Below are 14,776 nucleotides of genomic sequence, written 5' to 3'. Positions count from 1 at the left end.
AGGCCCCGTGAGCGAGGATTTCGCACGCCGGAGGCGTGCGGAACATCAAGAAGGGATAACCGTGCTTGCCGCTTGCCCGTCGCCTTCCGGCGCGGCGATGATGTCGCGGGTCACCCGGCCCTTGGCGACGGTGTTGGTGCCGGTATCGCCGACTTGGCTGCGGATGCTCGGCGCGGCCGCGCCGGCGCGGTCGATCAAGCTGGCTTCGACGCGGCTGCGCGGGGCCGGACCGCCGAACAGGGCATCAAGCGCCTGTTCGGACGCGGTACCCTCAGCCGGGCGCGGGGCGCCGGGGGCGGGCGGGGTCAGCGTGAAATCGGGCGGCACAACCAAGGGCGCCTGACGCTGCACGGCGAATTCGTCCGGCCGTGCGCGATCGAACACCCCGCCGCCGCCGCCACAGGCAGCCAGCATCGCCGAAGCGCCAGCCAACAGGATCAGGGGTGCAAACTTACGCATCTTGTCGCTCTCCACGGGGCGCTTCCCCGGTTTCGGTGTCCGCCTTGTCGCGCACCAGCAGGCTGCGGGCAAGGATAATGACGACGCCAATGGTGATCGCGGCGTCGGCAATGTTGAAGATCAGGAAGGGCCGGAATGTTCCGATGTGGAAATCGGCATAGTCGATGACATAGCCCAGATCGAAGCGGTCACGGATATTGCCCAGCGCCCCGCCGAGGATCAGCGCGAGCCCGGCGATCTCACCCATGGCCTTTTCGCGCATCATCCACACCAGCACGACCAGCGCGATGCCTGCGGTGAGCGCCACCAGCAGCCAGCGGGTTTCCATGTCATAGGCCTGGAACATCCCCAGCGAGATGCCCTTGTTCTCGGTATAGGTTAGGTCGAAGAAGGGGAGCAGGTCGATCCGCCCCACCTGCCGCAGCGCCAGCGGGCCGACCACGTACCACTTCACCGCCTGATCGACGATCGCGATCAGGGCGGCGATGGCGAGGCCGATCAGCCGGTTGCGGGTGAACAGCGCGCTCATGCGGCACCGTCCATAACGCTGACCACATCGTCACAGCGACCGCACAGCGCGCCGTCATCCGCCACGTCGGGCAGATGGCGCCAGCAGCGCGAGCACTTGTGGTGGGCGGTCTTGGTGACGATCACGGCATCGCCCTGCCCGCGGGTGACTGTCGCGGTGATGAACAGCTCGGCGAGTTGTTCGTCGCTGACACCTTCGGGCACCATGCTGGCGGGGACGACCACTTCGGCCTCGAGGCTGGAGCGGATGGTCTTGTCGCGGCGCAGCGGTTCGATCGCTTCGTTGACGGAATCGCGAAGGGCGCGCAGCTGCGCCCACTTGGCATTCTCGACCACCACGCCCGGCACGCTCGGCCATTCGAGCAGGTGGACAGACCCGCGCTGGCCGGCGTCATCCTCCTCGCCGTCCTCGGGATAGCGGCTCATCCACACTTCCTCGGCGGTGAACACCAGCACCGGCGCGGCATAGCGCACCAGCGCGTGGAACAGCAGGTCGAGCACGGTGCGATAGGCGTTGCGCGTGGTCGAATCCGGGCCGTCGCAATAGAGCGAGTCCTTGCGGATATCGAAGAAGAACGCCGAAAGGTCCTCGTTGCAGAAATCGACCAACAGGCGGGTGTAGAGGTTGAAGTCGTAAGCCTCCGCCGCCGCCTTCAACTTGCGATCGAGGTCGGCCAGCAGCGCCAGCACATAGACTTCGAGCTCGGGCAGTTCTCCCGAATCGCTCATATCGCCCACAAACCCGTCGAGCGCGCCGAGCAGGTAGCGGAAGGTGTTGCGCAGCTTGCGGTACTGGTCGCCCACGCCTTTGAGGATTTCATCGCCGATGCGGTGATCCTCGGTGAAATCGACCGAAAGCGCCCACAGCCGGATGATGTCCGCGCCGTAGGTCTCCATCACCTTGAGCGGATCGACCGTGTTGCCGAGGCTCTTGGACATCTTCTTGCCCTTGGCATCCATGGTGAAGCCGTGGGTGAGAACCTGATCGTAAGGCGCGCGGCCGCGGGTGACGCAGCTTTCAAGCAGCGAGGACTGGAACCAGCCGCGATGCTGGTCGCTGCCTTCAAGGTAGAGGTTGGCGGGCCATTGCAGGTCCGGCCAGCGCCCCGACTCCAGCACGAAGGCATGGGTGCAGCCGCTATCGAACCACACGTCGAGAATGTCGGTGACCATCTCGAACTCTGCGGGGTCGTAGTCCGGGCCGAGGAACGCCGCTTTGTTGGCGCTGTTCCACGCGTCCATGCCATCCGCGTTCACCGCCGCGACGATACGGGCGTTGACCTCGGCGTCTTGCAGGTACGAACCATCCGGCCGCACGAACAGCGTGATCGGCACGCCCCATGCGCGCTGGCGGGAGAGCACCCAGTCGGGCCGCCCCTCGACCATCGCGCCGATGCGGTTGCGGCCCTTTTCGGGGATGAACTGGACGCGGGCGATTTCGGCAATGGCCGTGTCGCGCAGCGTGGTGCCGTCACCCAGCGGCTTGTCCATCGGCACGAACCACTGCGGGGTGCAGCGGAAGATCACCTTGGCCTTGGAGCGCCACGAATGCGGGTAGGAGTGCGCGTAGTCCGCACTCGCGGCGAGCAACGCGCCCGCTTCGCGCAGGTCCTCGCAGATCGGGCCCCCAGTCCCTTCAGAATTGGGCGGCGCGTTAAACTTGGGGTTGATGACGCTCATGCGGCGCTCATCCGCCGCGCCCAGCCAGCCCCAATCGTCGCGGTAGCGCCCGTCGTCCATCACCGCGAAGACGGGGTTGATCCCGTTCGCCTTGCACAGGTCGAAGTCGTCCTCGCCGTGGTCGGGCGCCATGTGGACGAGGCCGGTGCCGCTGTCGGTGGTAACGAAATCGCCGGGGAGCAGCGGGCGCGGCGCGGCGTAGAACCCGCCGAGGTGGTGCATCGGGTGGCGGGCGAGGGTTCCGGCGAGTTCGGAACCTTTGCCTGCCCACAATTCGACGTCATTACCATCGGACAGCCGATCGTCGAGGTAGCCGCCGTTCGCTCCTGCGGAGCGTCCGCGCACACCCATGGCGCCCTGCAATTCCTTTGCGACCAGAATTTTCAAACCGGAGGTTGTTCGGAGCAAGACGTATTCAACCTCGGGCCCGTAAGCCAAAGCCTGGTTCACCGGGATCGTCCACGGCGTCGTCGTCCAGATCACCGCGTGGGCGCCGACCAGCTCCGGAATGGGCGATTCAACAATCTCGAACGCCACGTCGATCTGGGTCGAGGTGATGTCCTCGTATTCGACCTCCGCCTCGGCGAGCGCGGTCTGTTCGACCGGGGACCACATCACCGGCTTCGATCCGCGGTAGACATTCCCCGCCTCGGCCAGCTTCAGAAGCTCGGCGACGATCACCGCCTCGCTCTCCTTCTGCATGGTGAGGTAGGGGTGGTCCCAATCGCCCATGATGCCGAGGCGCTTCAGCTGCCCGCGCTGCGCATCGACCCAGCGTTGCGCATAGGCGCGGCACTCGTCGCGGAACGCCTTGACCGCCGCCTCGTCTCGGCCCGCGCCGGTGAGGACGGGCTTGGCCTTCTTCTCCTTGCGATACTGCTCCTCGACCTTCCATTCGATGGGGAGGCCGTGGCAGTCCCAGCCGGGCACGTAAGGCGCATCGCGGCCCAGCAGGTTCTGGGTGCGGCAGACCATGTCCTTGAGGATGTGGTTGAGCGCATGGCCGATATGCATGTCGCCATTGGCGTAGGGCGGGCCATCATGGAGGATGAACTTCTCGCGGCCGCGGCGTGCGGCGCGCAGGGCGTCATAGAGGCCAATCGCTTCCCAGCGCGCGGCAATGCCCGGCTCCTTCTGCGGAAGGCCGGCCTTCATCGGGAACTCGGTCTTCGGCAGGAAGACGGTGTCCCGGTAATCGCGCTGCGTGCTGTCGTCGCTCATGATGCGGCGGGCCTTAGCGGGCGTGCGGGGTTTGCGCAATTTGTCTTGGTGGGAACGGGTGTTTCACGCGAAGACGCGAAGATGTCGGCCGTTCCGGCGCAGCCGAACACAACATCAGGCAATTGGTTCATGGAGGGTGCTCGGCCTGCGGCCAGCTGCAACCTCTTCGCGTCTTCGCGTGAACAAATTCAACCGAGCAGGCGCCGCGCCTCGGCGCAATCCTTGTCCATCTGCTCGATCAGGGCTTCAAGGCTATCGAACTTCGCCTCGCCGCGCAGGAAGTGGTGGAAGGCGATCTCGATCTCCTGTCCGTAAAGGTCGCCGGAGAAGTCGAAGAAGAAGGGTTCGAGCAGCTCCTTGGGCGGTTCGAACTGCGGGCGGATGCCGATATTGGCCGCGCCGTGCAGCACCTGTCCGGTCGCCAGAATGCGGCCCGTCACGGCGTAGATGCCGTATTTGGGCCGCAGGTAATTCTCGACGCCGAGGTTCGCCGTCGGATAGCCGATGGTGCGCCCGCGTTTGTCGCCATGTTCGACGATGCCGCGGATCGCGAAGGGCCGGGTCAGCAAGCGTGCGGCTTCCTGCGGGTCGCCTTCGCGCAGGGCCTGACGAATGCGGCTGGAGGAGACGACCTCGTCGCCCTCGCTGACCGCCGCGACAACGCGCGATTGCAGGCCCAATTCGCCGCCGAGGGTGCGCAGCAGATCCACATTGCCCTTGGCACCCTTGCCGAAGGTGAAATCGCCCCCCCGTCACCACCCCGTGCGCGCCGAAGCGGTCGATCAGGATGGCGCGGATAAAGTCCTCCGCGCTCTTCCCCGCCAGTTCGGCGTCGAAGTGGAACACCAGCATCGCGGTTGCCCCCGCGGCGAGGTAGAGTTCCTGCCGCTGTTCGAGCGTCGTCAGGCGGAAGGGCGGCACATCGGGCCGGAAGAAGCGCACCGGATGCGGATCGAAGGTGGCGATGATCGAGGGGCGACCCTCGGCCTGCGCCCAGCGGATCGCTTCACCCGCCACGGCCTGATGGCCGCGATGGAACCCGTCGAAATTGCCGAGCGCGATGATCGCGCCGCGCAGCGCCTCGGGCATGGAATCGCGATGATCGAGCCAGCGCATCAGCTTGCGACCTTGCGATAGGTGAGGAAGGAGAAGGCGGGGTAATCGCCCTCGGCCGCGTGATCCTCGCGCGCCACCTCGTGCCAATCGGGGCCGAGTTCCGGCATGAAGGTGTCGCCCTCATAGTCGGCATGGATCCTGGTGAGTTCGACTCTGTCAGCGCGCGGCAAAAAGGCTTCGAACACCGCCGACCCGCCGATGATGGCGATCGTCTCGCCCCCCGCGAGCGCCACTGCATCGTCGAGCGTGGCGGCGGTCTCTGCTCCCTCGGCAGCCCACCCGGCATCGCGGGTCAGCACGATATGGCGGCGACCCGGCAGCAGACCGGGCAGGCTCTCGAAGGTCTTGCGGCCCATCACCATCGGCTTGCTCATTGTCAGCGCCTTGAACCGCTTGAGATCAGCGGGCAGCCGCCACGGCAGATCGTCGTCGAGCCCGATCGCGCCATTGGCGGCGCGCGCGTAGATCAGCACGATCTCGGGGGTCATTTCAGCGCGTGTCCGACGCGGGTGACGTGGCCCATCTTGCGCCCTTCACGCGCTTCGGCCTTGCCGTAGAGGTGCAGGTGCGGCTCGCCCGGTTCAGCGAGGATGGCGTGGGCGCGCAGGGCATCGTCGCCGACGATGTTGCGCATCTCGATGCTGGCGAAGCGGGTCTTTGTGCCCCCCAGCGGCAACCCGCAGATCGCGCGGATGTGGTTTTCGAACTGGCTGGTGGCCGCGCCCTCGATGGTCCAGTGGCCAGAATTGTGCACCCGCGGGGCCATCTCGTTGAACACCGGGCCTTCCCGCGTGGCGAAAAACTCCAGCGTCAGCACCCCGACATAGCCGAGCGCGTCGGCGACCTTGGCGGCAAGCTGGCGTGCGGCGGGCACCTGCGCCTCGACCATCGCGCCCGCCGGCAGGACCGAAAGCGACAGCATCCCGCCTTCGTGGAGGTTGGCGGTCGAATCCCAGAACTTCACTGTCCCGTCCTGCCCGCGCACAAGGATCACCGAGAACTCCGTCTCGTACATGACGAAGCCTTCGTAGATGCAGGTGACGCCGGGGAAGGCGATGCCGCCCGCTTCCAGCACGGAACGCACCCGCCATTGGCCCTTGCCGTCATAGCCATCACGCGCGGTCTTGAGGATGCCGGGGGTGCCGACGCTGGCGAGCGCTGCGGCAAAATCGGCCTCGCTCGAAACCGCGCTGTAGGGCGCGGGTACCCCGCCAAGGCTGGCGGCAAAGGCTTTTTCGCTAAGCCGGTCCTGCGCGACCTGAAGCGCGCGCGGAGGGCAGGGGAGCAAGGCGTCAGGGATCGCGGCAACCGTGCCGAGGGGGACGTTTTCGAACTCCCAGGTTACCACATCGCAAGCTGCCGCGAACCGTGCGAGCGCAGCAGCGTCATCCCAGTCGGCAGTGATGAAAGCGGTGCAGGCATCAGCCGCGACATTGTCGCCCTCTGGCGCAAAACCCACCACCTTGTAGCCGAGCTGCAAGGCGGCGACGGCCATCATCCGGCCCAGCTGCCCGCCGCCCAGAATGCCGATAGTGGAGCCGGGCGCGAGCATCAGCGTAAAGGTTCTTCGGCCGGCGTTTCGGCCACGGCGGCGCTCTTGGCCGCGCGCCAGTCCTGCAACCGTTCGGAGAGAGCCTCATCTGAAAGCGCGAGGATCGCGGCGGCCAGCAGGCCCGCGTTCTTCGCCCCGGCCTCGCCGATGGCGAGCGTGCCGACGGGAATGCCGCCCGGCATCTGCACGATCGAGAGCAGGCTATCCATGCCGCTCAAAGCCTTGGACTGCACCGGCACGCCCAGCACCGGAAGATGCGTCATGCTGGCGATCATGCCGGGCAGATGCGCCGCGCCGCCTGCGCCTGCGATGATGACGCTGAAGCCTTCGCCCTCGGCCCCCTTGGCAAAGGCCACCATCCGGTCAGGCGTGCGGTGCGCGGAGGTGATGCGCGCCTCGTAAGGCACTTCCAGCTCGTCCAGCACCTCGGCGGCGGCCTTCATGGTCGGCCAGTCCGACTGGCTGCCCATCACGATCGCGACCTTGCCCCCGGTGGCTTCCATCATGCGTCCTTCAGATAGTACCGCTCGCCGGGCACCATATCGGCCCCGAACTCATAGATGATCGGCTGGCCGGTGGGAATCTCGAGGTCGGTGATGTCCGCATCCGAAATGCCCGACAGGTGCTTGACCAGCGCGCGCAGGCTGTTGCCGTGGGCGGCGATGATCACCGTCTCGCCACTGGTCAGCACCGGGAGGATTGCGCTTTCCCAATAGGGCAGCACGCGTTCGATCGTCAGCTTGAGGCTCTCGGTCGAAGGAATGGGGATCCCGGCATAGCGCGGGTCAGCCGCGAGATCGAACTCGCTCCCCGCCTCGAGCACCGGCGGCGGCACGTCGAAGCTGCGGCGCCAGATCAGCACCTGCTCGTCGCCATGCTTCTCGCGGGTCTCCTGCTTGTCGAGCCCGGTGAGCCCGCCATAGTGCCGCTCGTTCAGCCGCCAGTCCTTGGTCTCGGGGATCCACAGGCGGTGGGCGGCTTCCAGCGCCAGATGCAGCGTCTTGATCGCGCGGGTCTGGAGCGAGGTGAAGGCGTAAGAGGGCAGCACGCCCTTGTCGCGCAGCAGCACGCCTGCCGCCGTGGCTTCGGCCACACCTTGCTCGGTCAGGTCAACATCCCACCAGCCGGTGAAGCGGTTTTCGAGGTTCCACTGGCTCTGGCCGTGGCGGACGAGGATGAGCTTGGGCATTCTAACTCCGTCTTGCCGCGCCGCCCGCTCCCCCACCCTTCCACCCGGATGGTAACCCGGCAGGCTCCGGGTGGAAGGGTGGGGGAGCGGGCGGCCTGGTCCTCTCACTACATCAGAGCGCGGGGGGTTAGCTTTCGCGAGGCGGATTGGGAAGCGTTTCTGTTGGTGATTCGCCAATCGCGCGCGCCTGCGCTTTGCGCCGCCGCAGGTTCTCGCGCAGCTTGGCCGCGAGACGCTCCGCGCGGGCTTCCGCATGCGACATATTCTTGCGAGGCTCTTCACTCATATGAAACGCCTTGCAGATTAGAGGCGCCGCCATCAAGGCCGCGCTCACGCAGCGAAGCGATAGCGCAACAAGAACGTTGACAATGCAGGGCGGCACGACAATAGGGCGCGCCTTGTCCGGCGCTGCTGTAGCTCAGTGGTAGAGCGCACCCTTGGTAAGGGTGAGGTCGGGAGTTCAATCCTCCCCAGCAGCACCATCTTCGCCCCAGCGGGGGCGAAGATGAGTCCTTGTGGTTTCACCGGCGCGTCCGCGCCGACGTCCTCGGCGCCAATCCTCCACTTCGCTACGCTTCGTTCCGGGCACCTGCGGCTCGCTGGCTCCATTCTAGAGTCGCATTGCCATGCTCAATGCCATTGCAGATCAGATATACATAGGTGTGTGTGTGCGGATCAGTAGACGTCCAGATCGGGGTGGGGCATGAAGGGAAGAACCCTAAGGACTTCCAGGAGTTTGCATGTCTCTACTTAGCCTTTGGCATTCAAAACCTGAGACCTTTAATGCCTACGCTATCCGGCAAATAGTTGCGATTGCAGGCGATGGAAAGCTGAGAGACAGCTCTCTATGCTCATCGGAATTGCGCGACTTTCTCAAAGAAGTTGATTCAGATGCTTTAGCCAAGTTTACCGACGAGTGCTTGGTCGACACATTTGAAAACAGCGGCTTGGTTTTGCAGGACGTTGTCAACGAAATGGGCCGACGTTTGGAGTTCTTGGTTGAAAATGGCCTGTATAGGGGAAAGCCAGGTTCCGTTGGCTTCGACGGCATTTGGCAAGGGGACGGGGCAGATTTGGTCGTTGAGGTGAAAACCACAGACTTGTACAATGTTAAGCTCGAAACAGTCGCTGACTATCGGAAGAAGCTTATTGCGCAAGGGACCGTTTCTCCTGATTCGGCCGTTCTTTTTGTTGTCGGGCGCCAAGATACAGGTTCTCTCGAGGCTCAAATCCGAGGCTCACGTCACGCTTGGACTATGAGGGTCATCGGGGCAGATAGTTTGCTTCGCTTGCTCAAGCTTAAAGAGAAATCTTCCTCTGACCAGATCGTGAAGCGGATCCAGGCTCTCCTGCAACCTGTAGAATACACCCGACTTGATGGGTTTGTTGACCTGATGTTTGACGCTACGGTCGATGTGGAAAGTGCCGAAGCCGACGAACTCGAGGAGGGTGACGCCGGCAGCGTCATTACGAGTGAAGGGCCGAAAATCCAAAACCCAACCTCGAAAGGACTATTGGAGGCCAAACGTTCTGAAGCCATCAAGGCCCTTGGGGATAAGCTTGGTTGTAAACTCGTGCGGGAGCGACGTGCATCTTACTCATCGCCTAACGATACTGTCCGGGCCGTCGCGGTCATTTCTAAACGGTACGAAAACAAGGCAGAACCCTATTGGTATGCCTATCATCCAACTCAGGATCAATTTCTCGCCGAGGCTAACAGCGGGTACTTTGTGCTCGGCTGCGTTGATCTAGATCGAGCGTACGCAATCCCGTTGGAAAAAATGAGACAGTATACTTTGTCTCTATACCAAACGACCTTGGAGCACAGGCAATACTGGCACGTAAAAGGTCGCCCGATCGATGGAAAGTATCATCTGGTGCTGAAGGGCGGCGACCTGGTATCCTTGGAGGAGTACGCAATCGATCTCTAGATCGCTCGTCATCGTGATGTGTCAAGCACGGGCCGACGGCCAGGGCGTGCTTTCAAACCCCCCAAAATTGACGATACGCCCCGCCCCCCCCACTCGGCTATCCCCTCAGCCTGTAAAGCTAAAGCCGGGGAGAGGCGCTATGGATCTGGGACTCAAGGGCAAGAAGGTCATCATGAACGGCGGGGCGCATGGCCTCGGGCTTCAGTCGCTCAAGCTGTTCGCTGCCGAGGGCGCGGATGTTGCCTTCTTCAGCCGCAAGGAAGACAAGATCGCCGCGGCCGTGGCCGAGATCGACGCGGCCGGGCCGGGCAAGGTGTTTGCCGAGGTCTTCGACATGGCGACCGGCACCGAAGCCTATCAGGCGTGGCTTGAGAAAGCGGTGAAGGAACTCGGCGGCTGCGATATCTTCGTCCACACCGCCAGCGCCTCGGGCACCGGCGGGGCGGGGGACTGGCAGGCCTGTCTCGACATGGACATCAAGGGCGCGGCCTATGCGGTCGAGACCCTGACGCCTTATCTGGAAGCCTCGGGCACCGGCTCGATCGTGATGCTGTCCTCGACCGCCGCGCTCGAGACCTTCATCGCCCCCAACCCGTTCAACGCGCTGAAGGCCGCGCTGATCACCTATGCCTCGCAGCTTTCGCAGGCCTACGCCTCCAAGGGCATCCGGGTGAACACCGTTTCGCCGGGAGCGATCTATTACAAGGGCGGCAACTGGGAGATCATCGAAGAGCACATGAAGCCGCTCTACGATGGCACCCTCGCCAAGATGCCGATGGGCCGCTTCGGCGAGCCGGTGGAGGTCGCCAAGGCGATCGTCTTCGTCGCCAGCCCCGCGGTGCCTTACATGACGGGGGCGAACATCGTCGTCGACGGCGGGTTCACCCAGCGCGTCCAGTTCTAATTCCCGCTTACCGCTAAAGGTGACACACATGGCCCAGATCGACCGCGACAAGCTGCTCGACATCTACACCCGCACGATGAAGGTGAACCGCACCGACGAGAAGTTCCGCGAGCTGCTGATGGGCGGCAAGGTGGCGGTGATGTATTACTGCGTGCGCGGGCAGGAGCTGGTCTCGGCCGCGGCGATGGCGGCGCTCGAGAAGGAAGACTACGTCGTCTGCACCTATCGCGGGCAGGGCGAGCAGACCGCCAAGGGCATCCCGATGGAGAAGTGGTGGGGCGAATGCCTCGGCAAGGCGACCGGCACCTGCAAGGGCAAGGGCGGCACCATGCACATCACCGATCCCGACACCGGCATCATGGTCACCACCGGCGTGGTCGGCTCGGGCCTCCCCATCGCCAACGGCCTTGCGATGGCGAGCCAGAACAATGGCGATGGCCGCGTGACGCTGGTGAGCTTCGGTGACGGCGCGGCCAATATCGGCGGCTTCCACGAAGCGATGAACATGGCCCAGCTCTACAAGCTGCCGGTCATTTTCCTGTGCCAGAACAACCGCTATGGCGAACACACCGCCTATGCCGATCACACCGACAGCCCCAACATCGCCACCCGCGCTGCGGGTTACGGGATGAAGGGCGTGACCGTTGACGGCAATGACGTCCACCAGATCTACCCGGCGATGCAGGAAGCCGTCGCCCGCGCCCGTGCTGGCGAAGGGCCGACGCTGGTCGAGGCCATGTGCTACCGCATGATGGGCCACTTCTTCGGCGCGGACTTCAGCTACATGCCGCCCGAGCATATCGCCGAGATGAAGGCCGAAGACCCGCTGCCCAAGCTGCGCAAGGTGATGCTGGAGCACCAGTTCACCGAGGAAGAGCTGGACGCGATCGTCGCCGATATCAATGCGCAGATCGATGCTGCTGTGGAGCACGCGCTCAACGCGCCGCTGCCCGATACCGATGAAATCTACAAAGACGTGCTCGAGGAGACCGCCTGATGGCCCAGATCACCATGACCCAGGCGCTGAACCTCGCAATCGACGAGGCGATGGCCGAAGACGCGGGCGTGTTCTGCCTTGGCGAAGACGTCAGCGCCAAGCAGGGCGGCGGGGTGTTCAAGGTCACCTCGGGTCTGACCGAGAAGTATGGCGAACACCGCATCCGCGCGACGCCGATTTCGGAAACCGCGATCATCGGTGCAGCGGTTGGCGCGGCTCTGGCCGGGCAGCGGCCGATTGCCGAAATCATGCTGATGAACTTCGTCGGCGTCTGCATGGACCAGATCGTCAACCACGCGGCCAAGCTGCGCTTCATGTCGGGCGGGCAGACGCCGTGCCCGATGGTGATCCGCACCACCACCGGCGTCGGTGTCGGCTTCGGCGGGCAGCATTCGGACATGCTCGAAGCGTGGTTCGCCCACGTCGCAGGCATCCATGTCGTCACGCCCAGCAACGCCGCCGATGCCCGCGGGCTGATGCGGGCGAGCATCGACGCCAACGACCCGGTGATCTTCATCGAGAACATCCTGTGCTACGGCCTGAAGTCGGAAGATCCCGGCCCGGGCTACCGCGTACCGCTCGGCAAGGCGGCGATTGCGCGTGAGGGCACCGACATCAGCCTCATCACCTATGGCCGCACGGTTCTGGATGCGCTCGCCGTGGCCGATGATCTCGCCAAGGAAGGCATTTCGGTCGAGGTGATCGACCTCAGAACTATCGCTCCGTATGACGAGGCGACCGTTCTGGCATCGGTGCGCAAGACCGGCCGTGCGATCACCCTGCACGAAGCCGTGCGCCCGTTCGGCACCGGGGCGGAGATTGCCGCCAACATCCAGGAAAAGTGCTGGGACAGCCTCAAGGGCCCGGTGCGGCGCATCGGCGGGACGTTCTCGGCCGTTCCCTTCGCCTCGCACCTCGAGCAGGCATGGATTCCGCAGAAGTCGGACATGATCGCACAGATCAAGGCATCGGTAGGTAAGGTCTAGAATGGCATCGGAAATCCGCATCCCCAAGCTCGGCATGAGCGCGGTTGAAATGACCCTCGTCGAATGGATGTTCGGCGAGGGCGAGCGCGTGGAGAAGGGCGACATCATCTACACGGTCGAGACCGACAAAAGCACGACCGAGATCGAGGCGCAGGCCAGCGGGATCATCCATCCAACCGGCGAGGAAGGTGCGGTCTACAAGGTCGGCGACCTGATCGGGACGATTGAGGAGTGATGTCCTCAAGTAGCGAAGCGGTAGGACAACAAGGACTCACGCCGAGGGAACTTCTGTCGAGGGTCTATGCCACCGCCGGCACGCGCGACTGGAACGCGGTCGAGGCGCTGATCCACCCCGATTTCGTGCTCTACGAAGCGAACTCGCTGCCCTTCGCGGGCGAGTGGCGGGGCAAGGACGCGCTGCAGCGCTGCGCTGCGGCGATGTATGGCACCTGGGCCGATACCAAGCTCGAGATGCTCGATTGCACGGGGGGTGACACCTGGGCGGTGATGGTGATCCGTCTCACCATGCACCCCAAGGATGGCTCCGCGCCCTTCACCCAGACCATTTGCGAGGCCGGGTGCTTCGAGGACGGCCTGCTCCGCGAGCTGCGCATCCATTACTTCGATGCGGCGGAGATCGCCGCGCGGGCGTGAGGGGGTTTCTGCTTCCGGGAAGTCCGCGATCGGGCGAGCGTGTCTGGAAGTCGGTGGTTTAGGACTGACCGCCTTCCTTGCATCGCGACGGTAAGATGGGGAGCGCAAATCTGTTGGCAGAGCGCAATCACGCCAACCTTTGCGATACAATTCGGAGATTAGCCACTTTGGGCAACGGCTGGAAATTGCTCCAGACTTTCGCCTGACGCAACACGGCAGCACACCTCAAGCACGCCCCCGTAGTATATTGGGAACGAGGTCGCAGTTGCGCTTTCCAATTAGCCACACCGATGATGAAGCCGCTAGAATCTACCATGTCTGCAGCCGCCTGTTTCCATTGCTAACCTACTAAAGCGATGAAGATAGCAGCAGTCGAAATCGCGTAAGGCACCCAGCCCATATGGCGTCCCTTCGTTCCCCAGAAATTGCCTAGCGCGGCAAAGAGGAACGAAGTTCCGGCAAGGAGACCGACCATCATCTTTGCCTCGGACCCGAGCCAGATTGCGGCAGCTACGAGGGCCATGCCGCTGAGAAACCAATTGTAGGCACTGAAATCCAGCAACAGCGGAACCAACCTTTTGACCGGCTGCGAAATGGCTGGTTCTGCCTGGAAGAGGCTATTGATAGGGGCCGCCATCAATCGGCGCACCAACAGACCGTGAATCAGGGCGACACCGCCGCCGATGGCGCCTGCTGCCATCAATGCAATATCCTGCCATGCCATAAACCATACACCTCTGTATGGTCACTACCCCGCTCCTTGCTATCGGTCAATACACTTGTGTATGGTTACCTCATGACGGATCGACTTACCAAATCGGCTTGGATCAAGCATGGCCTCAGCGTGCTTGCAGACCACGGAATTGACGCAATCAGGGTCTTGCCGCTCGCCAAATCAATGAATGTGAGCCGAGGGAGCTTCTATTGGCACTTTGGCGATCTGGAGGATTATAGGTCCGAGCTTCTGAAAACATGGCAAAAGATTGCGACCGACCGGATAATCCGCGATCTGGCCAAGCACGCTGACAGCCATCGCCTGAAACTACTGCTGACGCGGGCCTTTGTGGCGGAACGTGGGTTAGAGCAGGCTGTTCGCGCTTGGGCGTCGCAAGACCGTAAAGTGGCCTCCATTGTCGCAACGATCGATGCTCAGCGTGTTGATTATATTGCGCAACTCCTGGAAAAAGCTGGGCTCAATTCAAAACTCGCCCAAGGTCGAGCCACATTCATTTATTGGGCTTATCTTGGGCAAGGCGCGGTTTTGTCAGATAGGCACAAAGCGGTTGACGAAGATACGATCAACCAAATCAGTAGTTTACTAGAAAACTGACGATGACCTTCGCCCCACGACCGTTTGCTACCCGTCGAACCAAATGCCGAACCGCTTACATTGTCGCGATCGTCAATTTGTGGGAGTTGAGCGTCCGATTCACATAGATCGACCGCCAAAACCTGCCCGTTCGCTCCCGGCCCAAGAGCAGCTGAATGATTTGGGCTGAACGAACGGCCGGTCTCGCCCAGTCGGACGTTGCCAATCCCCTCCCTCTCGACCCTCTGCG

At 63.2% G+C, this 14,776-nt stretch carries 15 protein-coding genes, 1 tRNA gene and 1 pseudogene; 8 read left to right on the top strand and 9 right to left on the bottom strand.

The genetic code is table 11. The features are described 5' to 3' along the window. Positions 1-45 precede the first annotated feature (45 nt). The 8 genes and pseudogenes from KVF90_RS02400 to gpmA all read right to left on the bottom strand — a co-directional run bounded on the left by KVF90_RS02400 (position 46) and on the right by gpmA (position 7,745). Positions 46-459, bottom strand: coding sequence for a DUF3035 domain-containing protein (locus KVF90_RS02400; protein WP_264393255.1), 414 nt, complete (start codon positions 457-459; stop codon positions 46-48). Continuing rightward, entirely contained in the window at positions 452-988 is a 537-nt protein-coding gene (gene lspA / locus KVF90_RS02395; RefSeq protein WP_264393254.1) for a signal peptidase II, read from the bottom strand. The genes KVF90_RS02400 and lspA overlap by 8 nt, the downstream gene beginning before the upstream one ends. Then, positions 985-3,888 (bottom strand): isoleucine--tRNA ligase, encoded by a 2,904-nt coding sequence (gene ileS, locus KVF90_RS02390; protein WP_264393253.1) that lies wholly within the window; start codon positions 3,886-3,888, stop codon positions 985-987. The genes lspA and ileS overlap by 4 nt, the downstream gene beginning before the upstream one ends. A 188-nt stretch (positions 3,889-4,076) precedes the next feature. After that, a pseudogene (locus KVF90_RS02385) lies at positions 4,077-5,004 on the bottom strand (bifunctional riboflavin kinase/FAD synthetase). Further along, positions 5,004-5,492: a dihydrofolate reductase gene (locus KVF90_RS02380; RefSeq protein WP_264393252.1), complete on the bottom strand. Its 489-nt coding sequence runs from the start codon at positions 5,490-5,492 to the stop codon at positions 5,004-5,006. The pseudogene KVF90_RS02385 and the gene KVF90_RS02380 overlap by 1 nt, the downstream one beginning before the upstream one ends. Further along, the gene (locus tag KVF90_RS02375) at positions 5,489-6,556 is read right to left on the bottom strand and encodes a 5-(carboxyamino)imidazole ribonucleotide synthase (RefSeq protein WP_264393251.1); all 1,068 of its coding nucleotides are present in this window, start codon (positions 6,554-6,556) and stop codon (positions 5,489-5,491) included. Before KVF90_RS02375 ends, KVF90_RS02380 begins: the two co-directional genes overlap by 4 nt. Then, a complete protein-coding gene (purE, locus tag KVF90_RS02370; protein WP_264394622.1) occupies positions 6,556-7,059 on the bottom strand; it encodes a 5-(carboxyamino)imidazole ribonucleotide mutase in 504 nt (167 codons plus the stop codon). The genes KVF90_RS02375 and purE overlap by 1 nt, the downstream gene beginning before the upstream one ends. Further along, positions 7,059-7,745, bottom strand: coding sequence for a 2,3-diphosphoglycerate-dependent phosphoglycerate mutase (gene gpmA / locus KVF90_RS02365; protein ID WP_264393250.1), 687 nt, complete (start codon positions 7,743-7,745; stop codon positions 7,059-7,061). Before gpmA ends, purE begins: the two co-directional genes overlap by 1 nt. A 407-nt stretch (positions 7,746-8,152) precedes the next feature. Here gpmA and KVF90_RS02360 point away from each other — a divergent pair. The 7 genes from KVF90_RS02360 to KVF90_RS02330 all read left to right on the top strand — a co-directional run bounded on the left by KVF90_RS02360 (position 8,153) and on the right by KVF90_RS02330 (position 13,217). Next, positions 8,153-8,227, top strand: a tRNA-Thr gene (locus KVF90_RS02360). Positions 8,228-8,485: 258 nt separating this feature from the next. Next, on the top strand, positions 8,486-9,676 hold the full coding sequence (locus tag KVF90_RS02355) for a hypothetical protein (protein WP_264393249.1): 1,191 nt from the start codon (positions 8,486-8,488) through the stop codon (positions 9,674-9,676). A gap of 139 nt (positions 9,677-9,815) precedes the next feature. Continuing rightward, on the top strand, positions 9,816-10,580 hold the full coding sequence (locus KVF90_RS02350; RefSeq protein ID WP_264393248.1) for an SDR family NAD(P)-dependent oxidoreductase: 765 nt from the start codon (positions 9,816-9,818) through the stop codon (positions 10,578-10,580). A gap of 28 nt (positions 10,581-10,608) precedes the next feature. After that, the gene (locus KVF90_RS02345; RefSeq protein ID WP_264393247.1) at positions 10,609-11,577 is read left to right on the top strand and encodes a thiamine pyrophosphate-dependent dehydrogenase E1 component subunit alpha; all 969 of its coding nucleotides are present in this window, start codon (positions 10,609-10,611) and stop codon (positions 11,575-11,577) included. Then, positions 11,577-12,563, top strand: coding sequence for an alpha-ketoacid dehydrogenase subunit beta (locus KVF90_RS02340; protein ID WP_264393246.1), 987 nt, complete (start codon positions 11,577-11,579; stop codon positions 12,561-12,563). Before KVF90_RS02345 ends, KVF90_RS02340 begins: the two co-directional genes overlap by 1 nt. Position 12,564: 1 nt before the next feature. Beyond that, complete coding sequence (locus KVF90_RS02335; protein WP_264393245.1) at positions 12,565-12,798, top strand: biotin/lipoyl-containing protein; 234 nt, start codon at positions 12,565-12,567, stop codon at positions 12,796-12,798. Then, positions 12,798-13,217, top strand: coding sequence for a nuclear transport factor 2 family protein (locus KVF90_RS02330; RefSeq protein WP_264393244.1), 420 nt, complete (start codon positions 12,798-12,800; stop codon positions 13,215-13,217). The genes KVF90_RS02335 and KVF90_RS02330 overlap by 1 nt, the downstream gene beginning before the upstream one ends. A gap of 340 nt (positions 13,218-13,557) precedes the next feature. Here KVF90_RS02330 and KVF90_RS02325 read toward each other — a convergent pair whose 3' ends face one another. After that, a complete protein-coding gene (locus KVF90_RS02325) occupies positions 13,558-13,941 on the bottom strand; it encodes a hypothetical protein (protein ID WP_264393243.1) in 384 nt (127 codons plus the stop codon). Between the two features lie 72 nt (positions 13,942-14,013). On the opposite strand from KVF90_RS02325, the gene KVF90_RS02320 reads away from it, so the two are divergent. Continuing rightward, the gene (locus KVF90_RS02320) at positions 14,014-14,547 is read left to right on the top strand and encodes a TetR/AcrR family transcriptional regulator (protein WP_264393242.1); all 534 of its coding nucleotides are present in this window, start codon (positions 14,014-14,016) and stop codon (positions 14,545-14,547) included. The last annotated feature ends 229 nt before the right edge of the window (positions 14,548-14,776 follow it).

The organism is Porphyrobacter sp. ULC335 (assembly GCF_025917005.1).
Classification (GTDB): domain Bacteria; phylum Pseudomonadota; class Alphaproteobacteria; order Sphingomonadales; family Sphingomonadaceae; genus Erythrobacter.
This window is presented reverse-complemented; position numbering and strand designations above follow the sequence as displayed.